Below are 24,815 nucleotides of genomic sequence, written 5' to 3' on the forward strand. Positions count from 1 at the left end.
GCTGAATCAGCGGGGCGGGGTGACTTCGGGGACTTTGTCGAGCTTGACTTCAAACCCGTACTCGACAGGCAGCAGGTCTTTGCGGGCATAGCTTTCGAGCTGGGTGGGCTGTCCATAGAAATAATGCACGTCAAACAGCGCCGGGCCATTGGGCTCGGCGCTATGGCTTACGGTGAGCACTTCCTTGAGGTAGTTGCCGGTGTCGTCTTTGGCGTAAAAGCGCCAGGCCTCGGACGGGAACAGTTTCTGATCAACAACCAGTGCGTTGCCTTTGAGTTCGAGGCCTTTGGGCAGTTGAGCCGTGTTCAGGGGCTGTTTGTCGATGGCGGCGATAAACATGGGCATCGAGCCAATCGCGTAAGCCGGAGTTTCGGGGAACAGATTTAGGTCATAGGTGATGACCCCGGTATGCGGGTCAACATCGAAGGCTTCGATGGGCAGCTCCAGAGGCTCGCTGCGCTTGCCGTTGTCGTCTTCGGCGAAGAAGGTGACAGGTGCGTCAGCCGTGTCGGGCAAAGCGCCCAGCAGCTCGTCATTGAAGGTTTGCGGGTGACTGAACTCAAGGGTGGCGGCGCTGGCGTCATCTACGGTCTGGCTGATGACGACGCTTTTTATCAGTTGCTCAGGCTCAAGGCTCGCGTCCTTGAGGTAGTTGACCGCCTGATCGTCATACACCACCACCGACAGCGGCAGGGGTTGAATGTCTTTGCCCACTACCGTCTTGTCGAGCCGGCGCACAGGCAGGTCGAGATTTTTGCGGGTGATATTGGCCGTGGAGAAGTCGAGCACGCTGATGTCGAGGTTTTCGATATTTCCGTTGAAATACACCTTGCTGTAGTGATGGGTGTGTTTCTGGTCAAAGTCCTGCTGTTCGTTATCCAGCTGTTGTCCGAATGCTTCGCTCCACGCGGTTTGCTTGAGCATCTGCGCCAGTTGCTGCTGATAGAACGCCAGTTGCTCGGCGTTCTCATTGATCGAGCCTGAGCGCGAAAGGAACTGCCCGCTGTGGTCGCGGGCCTGGATGATCAGCGGATTGAGCGGTGTATCGCGTACCTCTTCGGCCAGCTCGGCGCTGTTGTTGATATCGACTTCGGCGAAGTTTTTGCCCAATGCCAGCAGGGTCACACTGATCGTGCCCTCGGTGCTGGTTTTGCCCACATCCTTGCTGCTCAGGTTGAAGTGGACCACTTTGCCGGGCGCGATCACCTCGACCTTGCCGTGCAGCATCAGGGGCTGAGGTTGCTGAATGTTTTCAGTTTCAATCCCGTCGATATAGGGGTAGGTGACCGTGAGATCGTCCGGGTTGCTCAGATTGGCGCTGGAAGGGCTGAGCTGGATGCCGGGATCGGTTTCAGACCACTCGGTCTGGAAGGGCACCTCTTGCTTGTTGCTCAGGGTTACGGATTGCCATTCAAGTGCATGGGGGAACGGAAACTCGGAATCGCTGTTTGCCGGGAACGGGAACACGGGCTCAAGGTCGGTCAGATAATCGGAGCTGGAGTTTTTACGCACCACAAACAGACCATTGATGTAGGTGTCGCTCAGGGCCTGGCTGCTGGGGTAGTGCTTGAGCAGCGCCAGGTCGTCATCGCCATATTCGGTTTCAATCGGTTTCTCCTCGAGCTTGACCCGGGCCCGTTCGAGCAACAGCAACGAGCCACCCAGATCGGCTACCGCATCCTTGAGTTGTTGGTCCTGAATGGTATCGAGGCTCTTTTCGAATGCGGCGCTGCGCTCTTCCAGGCTGGCCTGCTGGTGTTTGTCGTCAGGCGAGCAGCCACCCGTGATGAGCAAAGCAATTGAAAGCCCGAGACAACCCAAGGGAAATCGCAGATCCATTGTTCAGTTTTCCTGTCCGAAAGCGGTGCTGAGGAGGTCGACACTAGCAGATAATTTATTTAACAGGCTGTTTCAAGGGCTTTATCTCTGACGATTTGTCACTGATATACTCGCGCCCATTTTTTTACTTCCTGTGAGTTTCAATGGAACGCTTTATCGAAAACGCAATGTACGCCTCGCGCTGGATTCTGGCGCCGATTTACTTCGGGCTCTCGCTGGGCTTGCTGGCCCTGGCGTTGAAATTCTTCCAGGAAGTGTTTCATGTAATTCCCAACGTGTTCGCGCTATCTGAGTCGGACTTGATCCTGGTCATCCTGTCGTTGATCGACATGGCCCTGGTGGGAGGGTTGCTGGTAATGGTGATGATTTCGGGCTACGAGAACTTCGTCTCCCAGCTGGACATCGATGACCACAAGGAGAAGCTTAGCTGGCTGGGTACCATGGACTCGACTTCGCTGAAGATGAAAGTCGCAGCGTCGATCGTGGCCATCTCCTCGATCCACCTGCTGCGGGTGTTTATGGATGCACGCAACATCGAGCCGCAGTATCTGATGTGGTACGTGATCATTCATATGACTTTCGTGGTGTCGGCGTTTGCCATGGGCTATCTCGACAAGCTGACCAAGCATTGATTGGTGTCGTGGCGCGCGTTACATGAAGGCGGGCTGCGAAGGCTTTGGGGGCTGTGGTAGTCTGCTCGCCCTTTTTTGGTTCTGGGCGGTTGAGGAACGGCTGTTTTTGCAGCTGGTTTTTTCTGAATCGCCCTACAGCGGAGCAGTGTTATGTCCGAAGTAAATCTGTCGACCGACGAAACCCGCGTTAGCTACGGCATTGGCCGTCAGCTGGGTGACCAACTGCGCGACAACCCGCCACCGGGCGTTAGCCTGGACGCAATCCTGGCTGGCTTGACCGATGCTTTCGCCGGTAAAGAAAGCCGTGTAGGTCAGGAAGAACTGAGCGCCAGCTTTAAAGTTATCCGCGAGCTGATGCAAGCTGAAGCAGCTGCCAAGGCAGAAGCTGCAGCGGGCGAAGGCAAGGCTTTCCTGGCTGAAAACGCCAAGAAGGACGGGATCACCACCCTGGCTTCGGGTCTGCAATTTGAAGTTGTGACTGCAGGTGAAGGCGCCAAGCCATCCCGTGAAGACACTGTACGTGTTCACTACCACGGCACCCTGATTGACGGCACTGTGTTCGACAGCTCCTACGATCGTGGTCAGCCAGCCGAATTCCCGGTCGGCGGCGTAATTGCCGGCTGGACCGAAGCCCTGCAACTGATGAACGCCGGCAGCAAATGGCGCATCTACGTGCCGAGCGAATTGGCCTACGGCGCCCAGGGCGTTGGCAGCATCGCTCCGCACAGCGTGCTGGTATTCGACGTTGAGCTGCTGGAAGTTCTGTAAGACTTCGGTGCTTTAACGGTGACCGCGGGTTTGCACGCAAGCCTGCGGTCACACCAGGCGCTTCATATTTCCAGTTTGGCGTGATGCTCGTGAGCATCGGTCGTGCCGATCGGGCGCAATGCCCGGGCATAGCAAAACAGAAACAGATTTCGCACCAGTTCTTTGAGCACCACCGGCTCACTTGAGTTGAGTCCGTTGAAATCCAGGTCGCCCTGATCCTGTAGCTCGTTGAGCGCTTCTTCTTCCAGCACCGCACAGACTTCCCCGGTTTCCCGATGCAGGATTCGCAGATAGGGATGTGGACGGTCCAGCCAGGCATCAATTAAATAAGTCATGGTCGTCATCTCCTTGATGAATACCAATGAGAATAATTCTTATTCAATTAATAGCAAGTGCCTATTGGCGGATTTGTTTTCTTTGTGGCTAAAAGCTGCTGCGGGTCAAAGTTGATGGCTTTTTGATGTTGCGCGGAAGTTTTGCGAGGGGAGTGGCACCTTCCTGCGCGGAACGCAGGAAGGAATACAGCAGGATCAGACCTTGCGCACGAACTCTGACTTGAGTTTCATTGGGCCGATACCGTCGATTTTGCAGTCGATATCATGGTCGCCATCGCACAGGCGGATGTTTTTGACCTTGGTGCCGACCTTGACCACCAGGGAAGTACCCTTGATTTTCAGGTCCTTGATCACGGTGATGGTGTCGCCGTCGGTCAGGACAGTGCCTGCGGAGTCTTTGTAGACTTTTACATCGCTGGCTTCTTCGGCGTCGCCGCTGGCGGACCACTCATGGGCGCATTCCGGGCAGATCAGCTGGACGCCGTCTTCGTAGGTGTATTCGGAATTGCATTTTGGGCAGGGTGGCAACGTGCTCACTAAAGCTCCTTAAGAGTCCGGATGGCTAAAAGGCACGCATTATATAGGGTTTTGTTGGTGCGCGGTGGTTAGGGATGTGACGAACCTGTGGGAGCGGGCTTGCCAGCGATTGCATCACCTTGCCATCACTGATGGATCGAGGTGTATGCATCGCTGGCAAACCAGCTCCCACAAGGTTTAGTGCGTGCGGGCGACCGCGAACTCGCCCAGCTCAACCAGTGCGTCGCGGTATTCGCTGGGCGGCAGGCTTTCAAGGCAGGCAATTGCACGGGCTACATAATCACGCGCCAGTTGTGCGGTGTATTCCAGTGAACCGGACTCCTCCACGGCAACGCGAATGCTCTCCAGGTCTTCAATGCCACCTTTTTGAATCGCTTTACGAACCAGAGCGGCCTGTTCGGCCGTGCCTTCGCGCATGGTGTAGATCAGCGGCAAGGTCGGTTTACCCTCTGCCAGATCGTCGCCCACGTTTTTGCCCAGGGTTTCGGCATCGCCACGGTAGTCGAGCAAGTCGTCTACCAGCTGGAACGCCACACCCAGGTGATCGCCAAAGGTACGCAATGCTTCGCTCTGTTCAGGCGTGGCACCGGCCAGGGCCGCAGCGCTGTGGGTCGAGGCCTCGAACAGCATCGCGGTTTTGCCGCGAATCACTTCCATGTAGGTTTCTTCGGTGGTGCTGGCGTCGCGCACTTTGGACAGTTGCAGGACTTCGCCTTCGGCAATGATGCGGGTGGCTTGCGACAGGATTTTCATCACTGGCATCGAGCCCAGCTCGACCATCATTTCGAAGGAGCGCGAGTACAGGAAGTCGCCGACCAGTACGCTTGGGGCATTGCCCCAGGTTGCATTGGCGGTCTTGCGGCCGCGGCGCATGCCGGACATGTCCACAACATCGTCGTGGAGCAGGGTCGCGGTGTGCAGGAACTCAATGGTCGCGGCCAGCAAGCGCAAGTCGTCGCCTTCGCGGCCCAGGGCCTTGCCGCACAACAACACTAATAAAGGACGAAGGCGTTTGCCGCCGGCCGAAGTGATGTAGTCGCCGATTTTTGAGACCAGCGGGACGCGTGAAGTCAGCTGCTTCTTGATGATGTCGTCGACGGCGCTAAAATCGTCCGCCACCGCGCGGTAGAAAGCTTGGGGTTGCATCAGCGACAGTTGCTCCAGAAGGGTTGCGCGGCATGCTAGGTCGGGGGGCTGGGCCTGTCAAGGCGTGATGGGCGGCCCCTTGCAACCCTGACGTGGCTTGCGTACAATCGCGCACCCTGAACTTCCTGGGCAGCACCTGCCTTACGCAATTGCACTTGGGCCGTTCCAGCCCCATGCAGCCATGCCAGCCAATACCTTTACCTATAAAGAGCTGGGTGAGCAGGATTATCGGAGAAATACCATGTCGTACGCAGTAATCGTTACTGGTGGCAAGCAATACAAAGTAGCACCAGGTGAATACCTGAAGATCGAGAAACTGGAAATCGCCACTGGCGAATCCGTAACTTTTGATCGCGTTCTGTTGGTCGCCAATGGCGACGACGTTAACATCGGCGCTCCAGTTGTTCCTGGCGCCACTGTTGTTGCTGAAGTGATTTCCCAAGGTCGTCACGACAAGATCCGCATCATCAAGTTCCGTCGTCGTAAGCACCACATGAAGCGTATGGGCCACCGCCAGTGGTACACCGAGATCAAAATCACCGGTATTCAGGCTTAATTTCAGCCTAATTCCTCACTAGGAGAATTGACTCATGGCACACAAAAAAGCTGGTGGTAGTACCCGTAACGGTCGCGACTCAGAAGCCAAACGCCTTGGCGTGAAGATGTATGGCGGCCAGGCTATCATCCCGGGCAACATCATCGTGCGTCAGCGCGGCACTCAATTCCACGCTGGCTACGGCGTTGGTATGGGTAAAGATCACACCCTGTTCGCGAAAGTGGAAGGCGTGATCAAGTTCCAGGTTAAGGGCGCCTTCGGTCGTCGCTATGTAAGCATCGTTCCGAAGACTGCAGTCGTCGCGGCGTAAAAGCTTGGTAGCTGGAAGAGCCCTGTCTTGCGACGGGGCTTTTTCGTTTGTGGGGTGAGTCTCTTGCAAAACTGTTTGTATGGGCTGCCGGCGCTGGATTTAACGGTCGTTGATTGAGGTCGCTGCGCTCATTTTTGCAAGAGTCTTATGTCTTGGTTTTTATCGGCTCGTCCTGATGACGAGAGGCGCGTTTTGTTATGAAGTTTGTTGATGAAGTATCGATCAAAGTAAAAGCTGGCGACGGTGGTAACGGTTGCATGAGTTTCCGTCGCGAAAAATTCATCGAGAACGGTGGTCCGAACGGTGGTGATGGTGGTGACGGCGGCTCGATCTATATGGTCGCTGACGAAAACCTCAACACCCTGGTTGACTACCGTTACACGCGTCACTTTGACGCTCAGCGCGGTTCGAATGGCGGTAGCGCCGATTGCACCGGCCGTAAAGGCGAAGACATGATTCTGCGGGTTCCGGTCGGTACGACCGTGATTGACGCAGGCACCCAGGAAATCATCGGCGACCTGACCAAGGCCGGCCAGCGTTTGCTGGTTGTGCATGGCGGCTGGCACGGTCTGGGTAACACCCGTTTCAAATCCAGTACCAACCGGGCTCCGCGCCAGACCACTCCGGGCAAGCCGGGTGAGCAGCGCGACCTGAAACTGGAATTGAAAGTACTGGCTGATGTCGGTTTGCTGGGCTTGCCGAATGCGGGCAAAAGTACCTTTATCCGTTCGGTATCTGCAGCCAAGCCTAAAGTGGCGGATTATCCGTTCACCACCCTGGTGCCAAACCTGGGCGTAGTCAGTGTCGATCGCTGGAAGAGCTTCGTGATCGCGGATATTCCCGGTCTGATCGAAGGTGCTTCCGACGGTGCCGGCCTGGGGATTCGCTTCCTCAAGCACTTGGCGCGTACGCGTTTGTTGCTGCACCTTGTGGACATGGCGCCAGTTGAAGGCACCGACAGCGCTGCAGATACTGCTGAAGTCATCGTCAACGAGCTGACCAAGTTCAGCCCGTCGCTGGCTGAGCGTGATCGCTGGCTGGTGCTGAACAAGTGCGATTCGTTGCCTGAAGAAGAGCACGATGCGCGGGTCAAGGAAGTTGTGGATCGCCTTGAGTGGACCGGTCCGGTGTATGTGATCTCGGCCATTGCCAAGATTGGCACCGAGAAGCTTTGCCACGACATCATGCGTTATCTCGAAGATCGTGCCGATCGTCTGGCCAATGACCCTGCCTACAAGGCTGAGTTGAGTGAGCTTGATCAGCGCATCGAAGATGAGGCGCGTGCCCAGTTGCAGGCGCTGGATGATCAGCGTGCCCTGCGCCGCAGCGGCGTGAAGAGCGTCCACGACATCGGTGAAGATGACTGGGACGAAGAAGATGTTGATGATGAAGATGGTCCGGAAATCATTTACGTCCGCGACTGATTCCTTGCAGTAAACTGAAGCGCCGCTCAATCGAGCGGCGTTTTGGCATCTACGAAACGGTAATCAAAATAATTCCATGGGCAGCGCTCGGTCGTGCTGCTCTCAGGCATAGGTTGGATGATGATGCGGAGCAAGGTGACGGGTGCGCGGCGTTGGGTCGTAAAGATCGGCAGCGCATTGCTGACAGCGGATGGCAAGGGTCTGGATCGCGCGGCGATGGGCGTCTGGGTCGAGCAAATGGTGGCCCTGCACGAGGCAGGCGTGGAGCTGGTGCTGGTATCTTCCGGTGCGGTAGCGGCCGGGATGAGTCGCCTCGGCTGGACAGTCCGACCCAGTGCGATGCATGAGCTGCAGGCGGCTGCGGCCATTGGTCAGATGGGGTTGGTGCAGGCCTGGGAGTCGAGCTTCGCCGAGCATTCCCGGCACACCGCGCAAATTCTCCTGACCCATGATGACCTGTCTGACCGCAAGCGTTACCTGAATGCCCGCAGTACGTTGCGCGCGTTGGTCGAGCTGGGTGTGATCCCGGTCATCAATGAAAACGACACCGTGGTTACCGATGAAATCCGCTTTGGTGATAACGATACGCTGGCGGCGCTGGTGGCCAATCTGGTCGAGGCTGATCTGCTGGTCATTCTGACGGATCGTGATGGCATGTTTGATGCGGATCCGCGCAACAACCCGGATGCCAAAATGATCTACGAGGCGCGTGCCGATGATCCGGCGCTGGATGCCGTGGCGGGCGGTACGGGCGGTGCGCTGGGGCGTGGCGGCATGCAGACCAAGTTGCGGGCGGCGCGTCTGGCGGCCCGTTCCGGGGCGCACACCATTATCGTCGGTGGTCGTCTGGAGCGGGTGCTGGATCGCCTGAAGGCTGGGGAGCGTCTGGGTACATTGCTGTCGCCAGAACGCGGCATGCTGGCTGCGCGCAAGCAGTGGCTGGCCGGGCATCTGCAGACCCGTGGCACGCTGGTGCTGGATGATGGCGCTGTGTCTGCGTTGTCCCAGGGTAATAAAAGCTTGCTCCCTGTGGGTGTCAAAGCGGTGCAGGGCGGCTTCCGTCGCGGCGAAATGGTGGTGTGCGTGGCGGCGGACGGTCGAGAGATTGCCCGTGGTCTGGCCAACTACAGTGCGGGCGAAGCGCAGAAAATAATCGGACAGTCGTCAGATGCGATTGTCGGTTTGTTGGGGTATATGGCGGAACCTGAACTGGTTCATCGCGATAATCTGATCCTGGTCTGATTTTGAGGTGTGGCATGCGCTTGATTAGCGGTTTGTTGGGGTTGATGTTGGCGATGCCGTTGCTGGCTTCTGCCGAAGAAATCGGCACGGTGTCGACGGTGTTCAAGTTTGTCGGGCCCAATGACCGGATTGTGGTCGAGGCTTTCGATGATCCCAAGGTTGACGGGGTTACCTGCTATCTGTCGCGTGCCAAGACCGGCGGCATGAAGGGCGGGCTGGGGCTGGCCGAGGATCGTGCCGAGGCCTCCATTGCGTGTCGTCAGACGGGCGCTATCAGCTTCAAGGGTGACTTGAAGGATGGTGAGGAGGTATTCAAGGAGCGTACATCGCTGGTATTCAAGACCATGCAGGTGGTGCGATTCCTCGACAAAAAGCGCAATACACTGGTTTACCTGGTGTATAGCGACCGCCTGATCGAAGGCAGTCCGCAGAATGCGGTGACGGCGATCCCGATTTTGCCGTGGCCGCACGAGTAACGGCTCTCAATAAAAAAGCTGCGACGGGGTAAAGCCTTTCGCGGCTTTTTTTGTGCCTGCGCAATGCTGGGGCTGTGGTGGTTCTGTAGGTGCTGACGAACGCAGCAGCCGTATATCTTGCGGGCGCTGTGCGCTCGATCGCAGTCTCGCGCAGCTCCTGCAGGCCGGGTCGCTCTGGCATAAAACGCAGGCAATAAAAAACCGACCCGGAGGTCGGTTTTTTAAAAAGCTTATCGCTTAAGCGGCTGTCGCAAGGTTCAGTGCCTTGACGTGGCCATTCAGGCGGCTCTTATGGCGAGCAGCTTTGTTCTTGTGGATGATGCCTTTATCGGCCATACGGTCGATAACAGGGACAGCCAGAACATAAGCAGCTTGCGCTTTAGCAGCGTCTTTTGCGTCGATGGCCTTAACTACATTCTTGATGTAGGTACGAACCATGGAACGCAGGCTGGCGTTGTGGCTGCGACGCTTCTCAGCCTGTTTTGCACGTTTTTTGGCGGAAGGTGTGTTGGCCACCGTCGAGCTCCTCGAAAGACTTTTGGGAAATAACAAACAAAATAGGCCGCGAATCATGCCGATGACGACAACTCTTGTCAAGGGCGATTGATACGATCCGCTGAGTGGTGGATCGAGGGAGACGGGAGATTTATTTCCGGCGCTTGACCTGTAAACTCGCGAGCTTGGCTCTGTGCTGTTGCGGCGCGCAGTATCGCATAAGTGGGCGCTTTGTTCGCCTGCTCTTTCTCTATAGGCAAAAACTCTTTCAATGAATTTGCTCAAATCGTTAGCGGCCGTCAGCTCTATCACAATGATTTCAAGGGTTCTGGGCTTTGTTCGTGACACCATTATTGCGCGCACCTTTGGTGCCGGAATGGCCACGGATGCGTTCTTTATTGCCTTCAAATTGCCCAATCTGCTGCGCAGGATCTTCGCCGAGGGGGCTTTTTCCCAAGCCTTTGTGCCGATTCTGGCCGAATACAAAAGTCAGCAAGGCGAGGAGGCGACACGCACATTTGTTGCTTACGTGGCCGGACTGCTGACATTGGTGCTGGCGATCGTGACCATTTTGGGGATGATCGCCGCGCCTTGGGTGATCTGGGCTACGGCGCCGGGTTTTGCCACCACCCCGGAAAAGTTCGAGCTCACTTCCGATATGTTGCGGGTTACGTTCCCTTATATATTGCTGATCTCGTTGTCATCGCTGGCAGGGGCGATCCTCAATACCTGGAACCGGTTTTCGGTGCCGGCCTTCGTGCCGACTTTGCTTAACGTCAGCATGATTATTTTTGCCCTGTTTCTGACGCCATACTTCGATCCGCCGGTCATGGCCCTGGGGTGGGCGGTACTGGTCGGCGGTTTAGCCCAGCTGTTATTTCAGCTACCGCACCTGAAGAAAATCGGCATGCTGGTGCTTCCGCGGCTCAACCTGCGGGATACCGGGGTGTGGAGGGTCATGAAGCAGATGCTGCCGGCCATCCTGGGGGTCTCGGTCAGTCAGATTTCGCTGATTATCAACACGATTTTTGCCTCTTTTCTGGTCGCCGGATCGGTGTCCTGGATGTACTACGCAGACCGTTTGATGGAGTTGCCGTCTGGCGTGCTGGGTGTGGCGCTGGGTACGATTCTGTTGCCGACGCTGTCAAAAACCTACGCCAACAAGGATCGCCATGAGTATTCGCGAATCCTCGATTGGGGGCTGCGCCTGTGCTTTGTGCTGGTATTGCCATGTTCCCTGGCGCTTGCCATCCTCGCAGAGCCGTTGACCGTGTCGCTGTTTCAATACGGCCAGTTCACTGCACTGGACTCGGCCATGACCCAGCGTGCCCTGATTGCCTACTCGTTCGGACTGCTCGGGATTATTTTGATCAAAGTCCTGGCGCCGGGGTTCTACGCCCAGCAGAACATACGCACGCCGGTAAAAATCGCAGTATTCACTCTGGTCATTACGCAATTGCTCAATCTGGTATTTATCGTGCCGTTGCAGCATGCAGGCCTGGCGCTGGCGATCAGTGTCGGTGCCTGTATCAATGCCGGCTTGCTGTTTTGGCAGATACGCAAACAGAAGTTGTTTGTCGCTCAGCCGGGCTGGGGCAAATACCTGTTCAAGCTGGTGCTGGCCGTGGCCGTGATGTGCGCTGTTCTGTTGGGGCTGATGCAACTGATGCCGGCCTGGGACCAGGGCCATATGCTGGAGCGCTTCATGCGTTTGGGCGGGTTGGTGGTTGCGGGTGTACTGGTTTATTTCGGCATGTTATTGCTGCTGGGCTTGCGTTTGAAAGATTTCGCCCGCAAGTCTCTTGTGTGAGGTAATTGCAGGTCAGACGTCTATTTTGTCGATTTGACCTGATTTGCCTTGCGCTGTTGCCTGTCGTACAGGGCTGGGTGTGGTTATAATCGGCCACTTTATGAGCAAGAAGCGCGTTATGCAGCTGGTTCGAGGCCTTCACAATCTGCGGCCCCAACATCGGGGCTGTGTCGCCACTATTGGCAACTTTGACGGTGTACACCGTGGTCACCAGGCTATCCTGGAGCGGCTGCGTGAACGTGCACTGGAGTTGGGCGTGCCCAGCTGCGTGGTGATTTTTGAGCCGCAGCCGCGCGAATTTTTTGCCCCTGAGACCGCTCCGGCGCGTCTGGCCCGGCTGCGCGACAAGCTGCAGCTATTGGCTGACGCCGGGGTAGATCGGGTGCTGTGCCTGGCGTTCAATCAACGTCTGTGCGAACTCAGTGCTGCCGAGTTCGTCGACACGATTCTTGTCGACGGTCTGGGTGTACAGCACCTGGAGGTCGGTGACGACTTCCGTTTTGGCTGTGACCGGGTCGGCGACTTTGATTTCCTGCAACAAGCGGGTGTCATGCAAAACTTTACCGTCGAAGCGGCGCAAACCGTTGAACTTGATGGTGTACGTATCAGCAGCACCAAGGTGCGTGATGCCCTGGCCGGTGCTGACTTCGGTCTCGCAGAGCGCTTGCTGGGCCGTCCGTTTCAAATTGCTGGCAGGGTATTGCACGGGCAGAAGCTGGCGCGCCAGCTGGGTACGCCGACTGCCAATATCCAGCTCAAGCGTCGTCGCGTTCCGTTGACCGGGGTTTATCTGGTGAGCGTTGAAGTCGACGGGAAAACCTGGCCGGGCGTCGCCAATATTGGCGTCAGGCCAACCGTTGCAGGGGATGGCAGCGCCCATCTTGAAGTACATCTGTTGGATTACGCCGGCGACTTGTATGGTCGGCGTTTGACCGTGGCATTCCACCACAAGCTGCGTGATGAGCAGCGTTTCGCCTCCCTTGAGGCGCTCAAGACGGCGATCAATGCGGACGTCGCCGCCGCCCGAGCCTATTGGCTGGGTCAACCGCTTAAAAAGAGCCTGAAATGACCGACTACAAAGCCACGCTAAACCTTCCGGACACAGCCTTCCCAATGAAGGCCGGCCTGCCACAGCGCGAACCGCAAATTTTGCAGCGCTGGGACAGCATTGGCCTGTACGGGAAGTTGCGCGAGATTGGCAAGGATCGTCCGAAGTTCGTACTTCACGACGGTCCTCCGTACGCCAACGGCACGATTCACATCGGTCATGCGCTGAACAAGATTCTGAAGGACATGATCATCCGCTCGAAAACCCTGTCGGGTTTCGATGCGCCGTACGTGCCGGGCTGGGACTGTCACGGACTGCCGATCGAGCACAAGGTGGAAGTGACCCACGGTAAAAACCTGAGCCCGGATAAAACCCGCGAGCTTTGCCGTGCCTATGCCACCGAGCAGATCGAAGGCCAGAAGTCCGAATTCATCCGTCTGGGTGTGCTGGGTGATTTTGCCAACCCGTACAAAACCATGGACTTCAAAAACGAAGCCGGTGAAATCCGTGCTTTGGCCGAAATCGTCAAAGGCGGTTTCGTGTTTAAAGGCCTCAAGCCTGTGAACTGGTGTTTCGACTGTGGTTCGGCCCTGGCTGAAGCGGAAGTCGAGTACCAGGACAAAAAATCCGCGGCCATCGATGTTGCATTCCCGATTGCCGACGAAGCCAGGCTGGCCGAGGCCTTTGGTCTGGCGACATTGAGCAAGCCGACATCGATCGTGATCTGGACCACCACTCCGTGGACCATCCCGGCCAACCAGGCGCTTAACGTGCACCCCGAGTTCACCTATGCGCTGGTCGACGTGGGCGACCGGTTACTGGTACTGGCTGAAGAGCTGGTCGAGTCGAGCCTGGCCCGCTACAACCTGCAAGGTTCGGTCATCGCCACCACCACCGGTACTGCGCTTGAACTGATCAACTTCCGTCACCCGTTCTACGACCGTCTGTCGCCAGTCTATCTGGCCGAGTACGTTGAGCTGGGCGCAGGCACCGGCGTGGTTCACTCCGCCCCGGCTTACGGCGTAGACGACTTCGTGACCTGCAAAGCCTATGGCATGGTCAACGATGAGATTATCAACCCGGTTCAAAGCAACGGCGTTTACGTACCGTCGCTGGAATTCTTTGGTGGCCAGTTCATCTGGAAGGCCAACCAGAACATCATCGACAAGCTGATCGAAGTCGGTTCGCTGATGTTCACTGAAACCATCAGCCACAGCTACATGCACTGCTGGCGCCACAAAACGCCGCTGATCTACCGCGCTACCGCGCAGTGGTTTATCGGTATGGACAAGGAGCCGGTTGTCGGCGACACCTTGCGCACCCGTGCGATCAAGGCCATCGAAGACACCCAGTTCGTTCCGGCCTGGGGCCAGGCCCGCCTGCATTCGATGATCGCCAACCGTCCGGACTGGTGCATCTCGCGTCAGCGCAACTGGGGCGTGCCGATACCGTTCTTCCTGAACAAGGAAAGCGGCGAGCTGCACCCGCGTACCGTCGAAATGATGGAAGAAGTGGCCAAGCGCGTCGAAGTCGAAGGCATTGAAGCCTGGTTCAAGATGGATGCTGCCGAGCTGCTGGGCGACGAAGCGCCGCTGTACGACAAGATCAGCGATACTCTGGACGTCTGGTTCGATTCGGGCACCACGCACTGGCATGTTCTGCGCGGCTCGCACCCTATGGGCCACGAGACAGGTCCGCGTGCCGACCTCTATCTTGAAGGTTCCGATCAGCATCGTGGCTGGTTCCACTCGTCGCTGCTGACCGGTTGCGCCATCGACAACCACGCGCCGTACCGCGAACTGCTGACCCACGGTTTCACCGTGGATGAGGCCGGGCGCAAAATGTCCAAGTCCCTGGGCAACGTGATTGCACCGCAAAAGGTCAACGACACCCTGGGTGCAGACATCATGCGTCTGTGGGTTGCTTCGACTGACTACTCGGGGGAAATCGCGGTTTCTGACCAGATCCTGCAGCGCAGTGCGGACGCCTACCGGCGTATCCGCAACACCGCTCGCTTCCTGCTCTCGAACCTGAGCGGCTTCAACCCGGCTACCGATATCCTGCCGGCCGAAGAAATGCTGGCCCTGGACCGTTGGGCGGTTGACCGCGCACTGCTGTTGCAGCGCGAGCTGGAGCTGCATTACGGCGAATACCGTTTCTGGAACGTGTACTCCAAGGTGCACAACTTCTGCGTGCAAGAGCTGGGCGGCTTCTACCTCGACATCATCAAGGACCGTCAGTACACCACTGGCGCCAACAGCAAGGCCCGTCGTTCGTGCCAGACCGCGCTGTTCCATATCAGCGAAGCGCTGGTGCGCTGGATCGCGCCGATCCTGTCGTTCACTGCTGACGAGCTGTGGCAATACCTGCCGGGCGAGCGCAACGAATCGGTGATGCTCAATACCTGGTACGAAGGCCTGAGCGAGATGCCGGAAGGCACCGAGATGGATCGCGCCTACTGGGAGCGAATCATGGCGGTCAAGGTTGCAGTCAACAAAGAAATGGAAAACCTGCGCGCGGCCAAGGCCATTGGCGGCAACCTGCAGGCGGAAGTTACCCTGTTTGCCGAAGATGATCTGGCTGCAGACCTGTCCATGTTGAGCAACGAACTGCGTTTCGTACTGATCACCTCTACCGCCAGCGTTGCGCCGTTTGTCCAGGCACCGGCGGATGCAGTAGTCACCGAAGTCGCGGGCCTCAAGCTCAAAGTGGTCAAGTCGGCACACGCCAAGTGCGCCCGTTGCTGGCATTGCCGCGAAGACGTCGGTGTGAATCCGGAGCATCCGGAAATCTGCGGTCGTTGTGTCGACAACATCAGCGGCGCCGGCGAGGTACGTCACTATGCCTAATACCAGCAATGCCGGGCGCTTCGGGCGCCTGGGCTGGCTCTGGTTGACGTTGCTGGTCCTGGTCATTGACCAGGCCAGCAAGACCTACTTCGATGGCGCCCTGCAGATGTATCAGCGAATCGTGGTGATCCCCGATTTCTTCAGCTGGACCCTGGCCTATAACTCGGGTGCTGCCTTCAGCTTTCTGGCTGACAGCTCCGGCTGGCAGCGTTGGCTGTTTGCCCTGATTGCCGTGGTCGTCAGTGGGGTCCTGCTGGTGTGGCTCAAGCGTCTTGGACGTAACGACACCTGGCTGGCCATCGGGCTTGCACTGATCCTGGGCGGTGCGCTGGGCAACCTGTATGACCGCATCGCCTACGGGCATGTGATCGATTTCATTCTGGTGCATTGGGAACATCGACTGTTCCCTGCGTTCAATGTCGCAGACAGTGCGATTTGTGTCGGAGCAGTAATGCTGGCACTGGATATGTTCAAAAGTAAGAAGTCCGGAGAGTCAGCTCATGACTGAGCAACGTATTGGCCAGAACACAGAAGTCACCCTGCATTTCGCTTTGCGTCTTGAAAATGGCGACACCGTCGACAGCACGTTCGACAAGTCGCCTGCCACTTTCAAGGTCGGTGATGGCAGCCTGTTGCCAGGTTTTGAAGCCGCTCTGTTCGGCTTCAAGGCCGGTGACAAACGCACTCTGGAGATCCTTCCAGAAAACGCCTTTGGCCAGCCAAACCCGCAAAATGTGCAGATAATTCCACGTTCGCAGTTCAAGGACATGGAGTTGTCGGAAGGCTTGCTGGTGATCTTCAACGACGCGGCCAACACCGAGCTTCCGGGTGTGGTCAAAGTTTTTGACGATGAGCAAGTGACTATCGATTTCAACCACCCGTTGTCAGGCAAGACCCTGACGTTCGACGTGGAAATCAAAGACGTAAAAGCGCTGTAATTCAGTGCCCGGCGCAAGCCGGGCCTGATTGGCATTATTTTTCTGCGCGTCCCACGAGGCCCAGCATGCATATCAAACTCGCCAACCCCCGTGGCTTCTGCGCCGGGGTGGACCGGGCGATTGAAATCGTCAATCGCGCTCTGGAAGTATTCGGTCCGCCTATCTATGTTCGCCACGAAGTGGTGCACAACAAATTTGTCGTCGAAGACCTGCGCTCCCGTGGCGCAATCTTTGTTGAAGAGCTGGACCAGGTGCCGGACGATGTAATCCTCATTTTCAGTGCCCACGGTGTTTCCCAGGCTGTGCGTACCGAGGCTGCAGGCCGTGGCCTTAAAGTGTTCGATGCCACCTGTCCGCTGGTTACCAAGGTGCATATCGAAGTAGCCCGCTACAGCCGTGACGGCCGCGAATGCATCCTGATCGGCCATGCCGGTCACCCGGAAGTCGAAGGCACCATGGGTCAATACGATGCCAGGAATGGCGGCGCCATTTACCTGGTCGAAGATGAAAAAGATGTCGCCAACCTGAATGTGATCAACCCGGAAAAACTGGCGTTTGTTACTCAGACCACCTTGTCGATGGACGATACCAGCCGGGTGATCGACGCTCTTCGCGCGCGTTTTCCGGCAATTGGCGGTCCGCGCAAGAATGACATCTGCTACGCCACGCAAAACCGCCAGGACGCCGTCAAGCAACTGGCTGACGAGTGTGATGTGGTGTTGGTGGTGGGCAGCCCCAACAGCTCCAACTCCAACCGTCTGCGTGAGTTGGCCGAGCGCATGGCAACCCCGGCGTACCTGATTGATGGTGCCGAAGACCTGCAGCAAAGCTGGTTTGAAGGGGTCGAGTCGATTGGTATCACGGCGGGTGCTTCGGCGCCTGAAGTGTTGGTACGCGGCGTGATACGCCAATTGCATGCCTGGGGCGCAACGGGTGCTGATGAATTGGCCGGTCGCGAAGAGAACATTACATTCTCCATGCCTAAAGAACTGCGCGTTCGCTCGCTGCTTTAAGCGCATAAATCTTGCGCCGCCTGATTGCGGCGCAAGCTGATACGCCCACTTTTTGCCAGTACCACTTGATAGTGACTCAGGGCTGTCTGTGCCTGGCAAACATGCAACGTCCCGGCCTGAAACGCTCCGCCGATCAGCAAAGGTTCACCCAGCGGGTTGAACCGGACGTAGCTCTTAACGGGCGTATTACCGGCAATCGGTACCTGAAAGCTGCCTTGCCTCTCGGCCAGCACCGGATTGTCCGGATCGAGATGGCCCTGGCCGCTCAGATCCAGAATGGTCTTCCAGCCTCGGCTCCAGTCTTGTTCCTGTGCCTGTACGATCACGTATTGATGGCGTACCAGCGCCTCGGTGCGGGCATTGCGCAGGCTGCCGGCCAGTTGCTCCGCCATGCCCAGGCGCCGTTGCTGTTCTATAAGTGTGTTGTAGACCGGGCTCGCGAACTGGGCGGTCAGCGCAACGATCAACAGCGTGAATGACAGTTGGATCAGGCTCATGCCTCGTTGCTTCATGATGTCCTCCGTGACCATGCGCAATCCTTGCGCCCCTTGATGTATAGATCAGAAAAAAGACGACCTGGCCGGGCAACGGTTTCATCATGTTTAAGCTGTATTGCCTGTCCCATGGCGTACTTGATCAGACGAACTGTCCTCGCGCGTCTTAGGCGCACTCCTACATGTGGAACCATCTCGCCAGACTAGGCTCTGGTTATGGCGACGCAGGACGTGGCGCCAGGAAAATGCTCAGGGATGGCACACATGTTTCGATCTGAAAAAAACCGTCAAACCGGAATGACCCTGATCGAGGTTCTGGTCGCGACGTTGATTTTATCCGGGGGCCTGCTGGGGGGCGCCGTGGCTCATCTCAATGCCCTCAAACACACTGACAGCGCAATGATGAGCACCCAGGCCAATTTTATTGCCTACGACATGCTCGATCGGATTCGTGCCAACGCTGGCGCGGACTACAGTTTTTCAGGGGCGGACCTGCAGCAGGGGGTTGCCGGCCCGGGGAGCGTGCTGGGGCAGGATCTGAATGATTTCAAACGCAATATTCTTCAGTTCGGCGGTGCAAGTGCCAAGGGAGCCATCGCGCTCAGTGGTCAGCAGGTGACCATCACCCTGGAGTGGGATGACTCGCGCGCCAGCAATAGCCCCGGTTCGCTTCGAACCTTTACGCTGACCAGTCGAGTGGCAGCAGATGCCATTGAGCGTGCGTCGTGAGGCGTCCTGAAGCGGGGTTTGGCCTGATTGAGCTGATGCTGTCGCTGGGGTTGGGTTTGCTGGTGGTGCTGGGGCTGACCGAAGTTTTTTTAAGCGCGCGCGAAACCTACGCCAGCCAGCGATCATCCGCGTCGCTACAAGAAGACGCGCGCTACGTGCTGAGCAAAATCGCTCAGGAAGTTCGTATGGTCGGCATGTTCGGTTGTCTGTCGACTGATCGCATCATTGATGCACCTTCCGCTTTTCAGAGACCTATCTCCTGGCAGGGGCCGAAGGGATCCAGGTCGTTACATATGATCAGCGCTGACATAGGCCTTCAGGGGGCAAAGCCCGACTGGACCGTCATATCCGACTGTACGACGTTCGCGCAGGCATACAGCGGGGCGCGACTGTCTCTGGCACCCGGTGAAATAGCCTTTGCCCTGCGTGAGCTGCATTACCGTTTTGAAAACGGGCAATTGAAGTCCGGGGCCAATAATGCCGTGTTGCTGGACAATGTGGCCGCGTTTGACGTGAGCTTTGGGGTGGCCGATTCCTCGAGCGCGCAGTCAGTTTTGCGCTATGAAGACAGTCCTGCCGATGTGGCCGGTATCCGCAGCGTGCGTATCGCCCTGGTCTTGCGAGATCCCGGGGGGCGGGTAAAAGATCAGGGCTATAACGTGCTGGTGGCTCTACGTAATCGACTGGCGTAGGGCGCGTCATGTGTTTTTCTTCGAGCACGCAACGCGGCGTGGCGCTATTGGCCAGTATGATTTTCTTGCTGTTACTCACTCTGCTTGGCCTGACCGCCATGGAGACTGCAGTGCAGCAGGAGAAAATGACCGGCAGCGTCCAGCATGCCAATCATTCATTTCAGGCTGCCGAAACTGCACTGCGCAGCGGTGAGTCCTGGGTGGCTCTGCAGTGGTCCGCAATCGCGGTCTGCAGCTCACCTGCAAGATGCGCCCCGCCAGCAGAGGTGCGCACTCAGCTATCACCCGGAATACACCCGGTATCCGCAGTTCACTGGATAGGCGCTGCGGATGGGCTCTACGGTGTCCAGAACCTTGGTTTGAGCATTGCCCCGGCAGATTTTCCTGCGACCACTTTGAGCCGTTTGTACCGCGTCACGGGCATTGGCCTGTACGGGCAGTCACGTACCGTCCTGGAGAGTGTTTATGCGCATTATCAAGACGAGGATGCCGAAGAGGGTGGGGCAGGCTCCCGGCAATTGAGCAGGATCATGTGGCGGCAAATCCAGTAGGAGGGCGTGATGCGCAGGCATGGGGCAGGCTTTACCCTGATCGAACTCGTTATCGTGGTGGCAATCGTCGGTTTTCTTGGGGCAGTGGTTTATCCGGTTTACAGCGGCTCGGTCCAGCGTGCCTACCGCGCTCAAATAGTGGTCTTGTTGTCGGAGCAATCCCAAAGTCTGGAGCGTTTTTATACGAAAAAAGGTTTATACAGTGGGGCGGAAAATCTTGGTTCGGGCAACGAGCACTATCTGATTACCCACGACCTCGCTGATCATGCCTTCTTGCTGACGGCTACCCGCAGAGCGGGCTCGTCCATGGCGGACGATGCGTGTGGGAATTTCACCTTGGCCCATACCGGTTTGACCGCAATTACCCAGGCCGCTCCGGACCTGACAGTGCAGCAGTGTTGGGGGCGCTAACAATTTATTTTCATTTTGGGCTGAGTTGATTGATGGCTAAGCAACAACGCGTAGTGATTGTAGGGGGCGGCGTTATCGGGCTGCTGACAGCGTTCAATCTGGCAGCCGAAGTCGGGCAGGTAACGCTTCTTGACCAGAGTGCTGTCGGGCAGGAGTCCTCCTGGGCCGGTGGCGGGATCGTTTCTCCGCTTTATCCATGGCGCTACAACCCGGCTGTTACAGCCCTGGCTCACTGGTCGCAGGACTTTTATCCACAGTTGGCAGAACGTTTGTTTGCCGCTACAGGTGTAGATCCTGAAGTTCACACCACCGGTTTGTACTGGCTTGACCTTGAAGACGAGGCGCAAGCCCTGGTGTGGGCCAAGCGTGAAGGCCGGCCCTTGAGTACGGTCGAAATCTCTGCGGTTGAAGGGGCTGTACCGGTATTGGGGGGCGGTTATTCAAGGGCCATTTACATGGCCGAAGTGGCCAATGTGCGTAATCCGCGGCTGGTTAAATCACTGAAGGCCGCGTTGCAAGCCATGCCCAATGTCACCATCCATGAGCAGTGCGAGGTTCTGGGATTTATCCGTGAGGGCGAGAATGTCTGCGGCGTGAGCACGGCTCAGGGGGACATTCGCGGCGATGAGGTGGTGCTGGCGGCAGGTGCCTGGAGCGGTGAACTGCTCAGTAGTCTGGGCCTTGAATTGCCGGTAGTGCCTGTCAAAGGGCAGATGATTCTTTACAAGTGCGCACCTGACTTCTTGTCCTGCATGGTGCTGGCCAAAGGACGCTACGCGATTCCGCGGCGTGACGGGCATGTCTTGATTGGTAGCACCCTCGAGCACGAAGGTTTCGATAAAACCCCGACCCGAACAGCCCTGGAAAGCCTGCAGGCGTCTGCGATCGAGCTGATTCCGGCTCTGGCCGGTGTGCAGCCGGTGGGGCATTGGGCGGGATTACGGCCGGGCTCGCCTGAGGGAATTCCATATATTGGCCGGGTCGCAAGTGTTGGCGGGTTGTGGCTTAACTGCGGGCACTATCGCAATGGGCTGGTACTGGCTCCGGCGTCCTGTCAGTTGTTCGCCGACTTGCTGCTGGGGCGTGAACCGATCATCGATCCGGCGCCCTATGCACCGCAAGGACGCATCCAGAATATCGCTTGAAGCCTGTGGGAGCCCGCAATTGGCGGCTATTGCCGGCAAGCCGGCTCCCGCAAGTCCGGGGTGCTGGCTTTAATCCCGGGGCTTTGGTCCTTGTTCCAGATGGTTTTGCGTGCAATACCACTCTTGCTGCTGGTGCAGGGCGCGATCGCGGGGCAGGTGAACTCCGCAGTGGGCGCAACGAACCATGGGTTGAGCACCCGGGTCGACCGGGTTCTTAGTGGTTGCCAGCCCGGCTTTGTACTTGCGCCAAAACCACACGCCAGCAGCAATCAAAGCAGCCCAGATCAGTAAACGAAGCATGGTTATTCGCTATTCGAGAAAAGATGCGCCAGTTTAGCCAAGCTATTGGCAGGCGCACAGGACCAAATCGAACATAAAAAAAGAGCCCCGCAGGGCTCTTTTTACATGGGCTGGACGATTAGTCGAACAGACCCAGGGTCATGTAGCTGAACCAGGAGCGGCTTGGACCTTCCGGCTCAGGCTCCGGAATGACATTGCCGTCAGCATCTTTAGGCTTCAGATCAGACGGGATCGCGTCTTTGGCATCCTGATACTGCTTCTTGATGTCCAGGTTGGCACGGGTTTCACCCGGTGGCAGCGGTGTGCTGGATTCGATCAGGCCCAGTGTGGCCTTGCTCAACCAGGAGCGGTTATCCGAGTCGGAAACCTGTGGCACAAACTGACCGTCAACCAGGCTTGGGTGGTTCGGGTAGTTGTCTTTCAGTACTTCGAGGCTGGTGTTGGCCAGTTGATCGAGGTGCATGCGCTGATAGGACTCAACCATCACCGCAAGCCCGTCGCCGACTGCAGGGGTTTCCTGGAAGTTTTCGACCACATAGCGACCACGGTTGGCAGCAGCTACATAGGCCTGGCGGGTCAGGTAGTAGTCGGCTACGTGGATTTCATACGCAGCCAGCAAGTTACGCAGATAGATCATGCGTTGCTTGGCGTCGGGAGCGTAGCGGCTATTCGGGAAGCGGCTGGTGAGCTGGGCAAACTCGTTGTAGGAGTCGCGTGCAGCTCCAGGGTCGCGCTTGGTCATGTCCAGCGGCAGAAAGCGGGCCAGCAGGCCTACGTCCTGGTCAAACGAAGTCAAACCTTTGAGGTAATAGGCGTAATCAACGTTTGGATGCTGTGGGTGCAGGCGAATGAATCGCTCGGCAGCGGACTTGGCAGCTTCCGGTTCGGAGTTCTTGTAGTAGGCGTAGATCAGTTCGAGCTGGGCCTGATCGGCATAGCGTCCGAACGGATAGCGCGACTCTAAAGCCTTCAGCTTGGCGGTAGCACTGGTATAGCTGTGGTTATCCAGGTCGGCCTGCGCCTGCTGGTACAGCTCGACTTCGCTCAGGTTGTCGTCCACGACTTCTTTTGTCGACGAGCAGGCGGCGGTCAGTGCGAGGATGGCGATCAGCAGCAGGTGTCTCACTTGCATGGCGGCTTGCGTCCCTATGACGGCCGCTGTCTTGGGCGGGTCCGTCCTGTTATGATGAGCGCCCCGTGAAAAGCCTCGGGGCAAAAGACGCCGTATTTAACCACAAGCGCGCAGCCGAAACCAAAGGCTTGGCGCGGTCCTGATGAGCATGTCCGAGAAAATTCAACTTCGCGAAGAGGTGCCGTCCGAACTGGGTGGCCAACGCCTCGATCAAGTCGCCGCACAATTATTCGCTGAGCACTCGCGCTCGCGCCTTTCCGCCTGGATCAAAGACGGCCGCCTCACTGTGGACGGAGCGGTCATCCGCCCCCGTGACATCGTGCATGGTGGCGCCATCCTGGAGTTGACTGCCGAGCAGGAAGCCCAGGGTGAGTGGGTCGCCCAAGACATTCCTCTGGATATCGTTTACGAAGACGATGACATCCTGGTTATCAACAAGCCTGCCGGCTTGGTGGTACACCCGGCTGCCGGGCATGCCGACGGTACTTTGCTCAATGCGTTGCTGCATCACGTACCGGACATTATTAATGTGCCGCGTGCGGGGATCGTGCACCGTCTGGACAAAGACACCACCGGTCTGATGGTGGTCGCCAAGACCATCCAGGCGCAGACGCAACTGGTTACACAGTTGCAGAGCCGCAGTGTCAGCCGAATCTATGAGTGCATTGTCATTGGTGTCGTTACTGCCGGGGGCAAGATCGATGCGCCCATCGGCCGTCACGGCCAGCAACGCCAGCGTATGGCGGTAATGGAAGGCGGCAAGCAGGCGGTGAGTCATTACCGTGTGCTTGAGCGTTTCCGTTCCCACACCCATGTGCGGGTCAAGCTGGAAACCGGTCGTACGCACCAGATTCGTGTGCATATGTCCCACATCAACTTCCCGTTGGTCGGAGACCCTGCCTATGGCGGTCGCTTCCGTATCCCGCCGGCAGCCAGTGTGACGATGGTCGAATCCCTGAAAAACTTCCCGCGTCAGGCTCTGCACGCGCGCTTCCTTGAGTTGGATCATCCGACGACCGGTAAGCGCATGAGCTGGGAATCGCCACTTCCGGACGATTTTGTCTGGCTGTTGACGTTGCTCAAGCAAGACCGAGAGGCATTTGTCGGGTGAACACCTTCCTGATTCCTGACTGGCCAGCGCCGGCAGGCATCAGGGCCTGTGTGACCACCCGTGCGGGCGGCGTCAGTCTGGCGCCGTTCGACAGCTTCAACCTGGGCGACCATGTCGACGACGATCCCGTAGCCGTTGCACATAACCGCCAGCGCCTGACCCATGTTTTCGACGTACAGCCCGCTTGGCTCAGCCAGGTTCACGGGGTTGTGGTCGTGCCTGCCAATCCTGAACGTATCGTCGAAGCGGACGGCAGCTGGACAGCCACGCCCGGTATTGCCTGTACGGCGATGACGGCAGATTGCTTGCCCGTGCTGTTCTGCGATCGCGCCGGAACCCGGGTTGCTGCCGCCCACGCCGGTTGGCGCGGGCTGGCAGCAGGCGTACTTGAAGCAGCAGCCATGAGTCTCAATGTTGAGCCCCGGGAGATTCTGGTATGGCTGGGCCCGGCGATTGGCCCCAAGGCATTTGAAGTCGGTGCCGAGGTGCGGGAAGTCTTTATAAATGACCTGCCCGATGCTGATGCCGCCTTTGTGCCCAGCATCAATCAAGGTCGTTTTATGGCCGATATCTATGAGCTGGCGCGCCTGCGTCTGGCTCGCATGGGGATTGGCGCGGTCTACGGCGGTGGTTTTTGCACCGTGAGCGACCCGCGTTTTTACTCCTACCGGCGCAGTCCTCGTACTGGCCGTTTCGCATCTCTGGTCTGGATCGAAAAGACCGCCTAGCTGATCTACGTCACTTCCTTCAGGCTTGAAACTCCCGGAATTGCCCGCATCTACTATGGTATCTGGCAGGTTTCTTCATTCAGGAGTTTCCATCCCTCCGGCCT

General features: G+C 57.4%; 28 protein-coding genes. 20 read left to right on the plus strand and 8 right to left on the minus strand.

The features are described 5' to 3' along the window. Positions 1-6 precede the first annotated feature (6 nt). Positions 7-1,839 (minus strand): hypothetical protein, encoded by a 1,833-nt coding sequence (locus JQ848_RS03380; protein WP_161719094.1) that lies wholly within the window; start codon positions 1,837-1,839, stop codon positions 7-9. Positions 1,840-1,982: 143 nt separating this feature from the next. On the opposite strand from JQ848_RS03380, the gene JQ848_RS03385 reads away from it, so the two are divergent. Together JQ848_RS03385 and JQ848_RS03390 are read left to right on the plus strand one after the other, a co-directional pair. Beyond that, complete coding sequence (locus tag JQ848_RS03385) at positions 1,983-2,471, plus strand: TIGR00645 family protein (RefSeq protein ID WP_003443930.1); 489 nt, start codon at positions 1,983-1,985, stop codon at positions 2,469-2,471. 150 nt (positions 2,472-2,621) lie between these two features. Continuing rightward, entirely contained in the window at positions 2,622-3,239 is a 618-nt protein-coding gene (locus tag JQ848_RS03390; protein WP_003443927.1) for an FKBP-type peptidyl-prolyl cis-trans isomerase, read from the plus strand. Positions 3,240-3,301: 62 nt separating this feature from the next. On the opposite strand, the gene JQ848_RS03395 is transcribed toward JQ848_RS03390, so the two are convergent. The 3 genes from JQ848_RS03395 to JQ848_RS03405 form a co-directional block, all read right to left on the minus strand. Further along, entirely contained in the window at positions 3,302-3,574 is a 273-nt protein-coding gene (locus tag JQ848_RS03395) for a PA4570 family protein (RefSeq protein WP_003443924.1), read from the minus strand. 195 nt (positions 3,575-3,769) lie between these two features. Further along, the gene (locus JQ848_RS03400; protein WP_003443921.1) at positions 3,770-4,111 is read right to left on the minus strand and encodes a zinc ribbon domain-containing protein YjdM; all 342 of its coding nucleotides are present in this window, start codon (positions 4,109-4,111) and stop codon (positions 3,770-3,772) included. Positions 4,112-4,288: 177 nt separating this feature from the next. Beyond that, positions 4,289-5,257: a polyprenyl synthetase family protein gene (locus JQ848_RS03405; RefSeq protein ID WP_202210266.1), complete on the minus strand. Its 969-nt coding sequence runs from the start codon at positions 5,255-5,257 to the stop codon at positions 4,289-4,291. A gap of 241 nt (positions 5,258-5,498) precedes the next feature. Here JQ848_RS03405 and rplU point away from each other — a divergent pair, with 241 nt between their 5' ends. The 5 genes from rplU to JQ848_RS03430 all read left to right on the plus strand — a co-directional run bounded on the left by rplU (position 5,499) and on the right by JQ848_RS03430 (position 9,265). Next, positions 5,499-5,813: a 50S ribosomal protein L21 gene (gene rplU, locus JQ848_RS03410; protein ID WP_003443915.1), complete on the plus strand. Its 315-nt coding sequence runs from the start codon at positions 5,499-5,501 to the stop codon at positions 5,811-5,813. A gap of 34 nt (positions 5,814-5,847) precedes the next feature. Next, positions 5,848-6,123, plus strand: coding sequence for a 50S ribosomal protein L27 (gene rpmA, locus JQ848_RS03415; protein ID WP_003443913.1), 276 nt, complete (start codon positions 5,848-5,850; stop codon positions 6,121-6,123). Positions 6,124-6,320: 197 nt separating this feature from the next. After that, a complete protein-coding gene (gene cgtA / locus JQ848_RS03420; RefSeq protein WP_003443910.1) occupies positions 6,321-7,547 on the plus strand; it encodes an Obg family GTPase CgtA in 1,227 nt (408 codons plus the stop codon). Between the two features lie 123 nt (positions 7,548-7,670). Continuing rightward, on the plus strand, positions 7,671-8,789 hold the full coding sequence (gene proB, locus JQ848_RS03425) for a glutamate 5-kinase (protein WP_003443907.1): 1,119 nt from the start codon (positions 7,671-7,673) through the stop codon (positions 8,787-8,789). A gap of 14 nt (positions 8,790-8,803) precedes the next feature. Then, complete coding sequence (locus JQ848_RS03430; protein WP_003443905.1) at positions 8,804-9,265, plus strand: CreA family protein; 462 nt, start codon at positions 8,804-8,806, stop codon at positions 9,263-9,265. Positions 9,266-9,502: 237 nt separating this feature from the next. On the opposite strand, the gene rpsT is transcribed toward JQ848_RS03430, so the two are convergent. After that, entirely contained in the window at positions 9,503-9,781 is a 279-nt protein-coding gene (gene rpsT / locus JQ848_RS03435; protein WP_003443902.1) for a 30S ribosomal protein S20, read from the minus strand. Between the two features lie 250 nt (positions 9,782-10,031). Here rpsT and murJ point away from each other — a divergent pair, with 250 nt between their 5' ends. From murJ to ispH, 6 genes are all read left to right on the plus strand, one after another. Further along, on the plus strand, positions 10,032-11,570 hold the full coding sequence (gene murJ, locus JQ848_RS03440; protein ID WP_003443899.1) for a murein biosynthesis integral membrane protein MurJ: 1,539 nt from the start codon (positions 10,032-10,034) through the stop codon (positions 11,568-11,570). Between the two features lie 118 nt (positions 11,571-11,688). Further along, positions 11,689-12,639, plus strand: a complete 951-nt coding sequence (gene ribF, locus JQ848_RS03445; RefSeq protein WP_003443896.1) for a bifunctional riboflavin kinase/FAD synthetase — start codon at positions 11,689-11,691, stop codon at positions 12,637-12,639. Beyond that, positions 12,636-15,467 carry an isoleucine--tRNA ligase gene (gene ileS, locus JQ848_RS03450; RefSeq protein WP_003443893.1) on the plus strand — a complete coding sequence of 944 codons (2,832 nt, stop codon included), beginning with the start codon at positions 12,636-12,638 and terminating at the stop codon, positions 15,465-15,467. Before ribF ends, ileS begins: the two co-directional genes overlap by 4 nt. After that, positions 15,460-15,975 (plus strand): signal peptidase II, encoded by a 516-nt coding sequence (gene lspA, locus JQ848_RS03455; RefSeq protein ID WP_003443891.1) that lies wholly within the window; start codon positions 15,460-15,462, stop codon positions 15,973-15,975. The genes ileS and lspA overlap by 8 nt, the downstream gene beginning before the upstream one ends. Further along, on the plus strand, positions 15,968-16,405 hold the full coding sequence (fkpB, locus tag JQ848_RS03460; RefSeq protein WP_003443888.1) for an FKBP-type peptidyl-prolyl cis-trans isomerase: 438 nt from the start codon (positions 15,968-15,970) through the stop codon (positions 16,403-16,405). The genes lspA and fkpB overlap by 8 nt, the downstream gene beginning before the upstream one ends. A 65-nt stretch (positions 16,406-16,470) precedes the next feature. Continuing rightward, entirely contained in the window at positions 16,471-17,418 is a 948-nt protein-coding gene (gene ispH, locus JQ848_RS03465; protein WP_003443885.1) for a 4-hydroxy-3-methylbut-2-enyl diphosphate reductase, read from the plus strand. Here the strand turns inward: ispH and JQ848_RS03470 are convergent. Beyond that, positions 17,415-17,930, minus strand: a complete 516-nt coding sequence (locus tag JQ848_RS03470; RefSeq protein ID WP_235972393.1) for a GspH/FimT family pseudopilin — start codon at positions 17,928-17,930, stop codon at positions 17,415-17,417. The genes ispH and JQ848_RS03470 overlap by 4 nt on opposite strands. A 237-nt stretch (positions 17,931-18,167) precedes the next feature. Here JQ848_RS03470 and pilV point away from each other — a divergent pair, with 237 nt between their 5' ends. Genes pilV through thiO form a run of 5 tightly spaced genes read left to right on the plus strand, consistent with a single transcriptional unit; the run spans position 18,168 to position 21,440 of the window. Next, entirely contained in the window at positions 18,168-18,641 is a 474-nt protein-coding gene (pilV, locus tag JQ848_RS03475; protein WP_202210267.1) for a type IV pilus modification protein PilV, read from the plus strand. Beyond that, on the plus strand, positions 18,638-19,333 hold the full coding sequence (locus tag JQ848_RS03480; RefSeq protein ID WP_202210268.1) for a pilus assembly protein PilW: 696 nt from the start codon (positions 18,638-18,640) through the stop codon (positions 19,331-19,333). Before pilV ends, JQ848_RS03480 begins: the two co-directional genes overlap by 4 nt. An 8-nt stretch (positions 19,334-19,341) precedes the next feature. Then, positions 19,342-19,884 (plus strand): pilus assembly PilX family protein, encoded by a 543-nt coding sequence (locus JQ848_RS03485; protein WP_202210269.1) that lies wholly within the window; start codon positions 19,342-19,344, stop codon positions 19,882-19,884. Positions 19,885-19,893: 9 nt separating this feature from the next. Next, complete coding sequence (locus JQ848_RS03490; RefSeq protein WP_003443874.1) at positions 19,894-20,295, plus strand: type IV pilin protein; 402 nt, start codon at positions 19,894-19,896, stop codon at positions 20,293-20,295. Positions 20,296-20,327: 32 nt separating this feature from the next. Continuing rightward, positions 20,328-21,440 carry a glycine oxidase ThiO gene (thiO, locus tag JQ848_RS03495; protein ID WP_160626735.1) on the plus strand — a complete coding sequence of 371 codons (1,113 nt, stop codon included), beginning with the start codon at positions 20,328-20,330 and terminating at the stop codon, positions 21,438-21,440. Positions 21,441-21,509: 69 nt separating this feature from the next. On the opposite strand, the gene JQ848_RS03500 is transcribed toward thiO, so the two are convergent. Then, positions 21,510-21,740, minus strand: coding sequence for a PP0621 family protein (locus JQ848_RS03500; protein WP_003443869.1), 231 nt, complete (start codon positions 21,738-21,740; stop codon positions 21,510-21,512). 118 nt (positions 21,741-21,858) lie between these two features. Next, positions 21,859-22,872: an outer membrane protein assembly factor BamD gene (locus tag JQ848_RS03505; protein ID WP_003443867.1), complete on the minus strand. Its 1,014-nt coding sequence runs from the start codon at positions 22,870-22,872 to the stop codon at positions 21,859-21,861. 148 nt (positions 22,873-23,020) lie between these two features. Here JQ848_RS03505 and rluD point away from each other — a divergent pair, with 148 nt between their 5' ends. Continuing rightward, positions 23,021-23,983, plus strand: a complete 963-nt coding sequence (gene rluD, locus JQ848_RS03510) for a 23S rRNA pseudouridine(1911/1915/1917) synthase RluD (protein WP_003443864.1) — start codon at positions 23,021-23,023, stop codon at positions 23,981-23,983. Further along, complete coding sequence (gene pgeF / locus JQ848_RS03515; protein ID WP_127196776.1) at positions 23,980-24,711, plus strand: peptidoglycan editing factor PgeF; 732 nt, start codon at positions 23,980-23,982, stop codon at positions 24,709-24,711. The genes rluD and pgeF overlap by 4 nt, the downstream gene beginning before the upstream one ends. The last annotated feature ends 104 nt before the right edge of the window (positions 24,712-24,815 follow it).

Origin of the sequence: Pseudomonas paraversuta (assembly GCF_904067025.1) — a bacterium.
Classification (GTDB): Bacteria; Pseudomonadota; Gammaproteobacteria; order Pseudomonadales; family Pseudomonadaceae; genus Aquipseudomonas; species Aquipseudomonas paraversuta.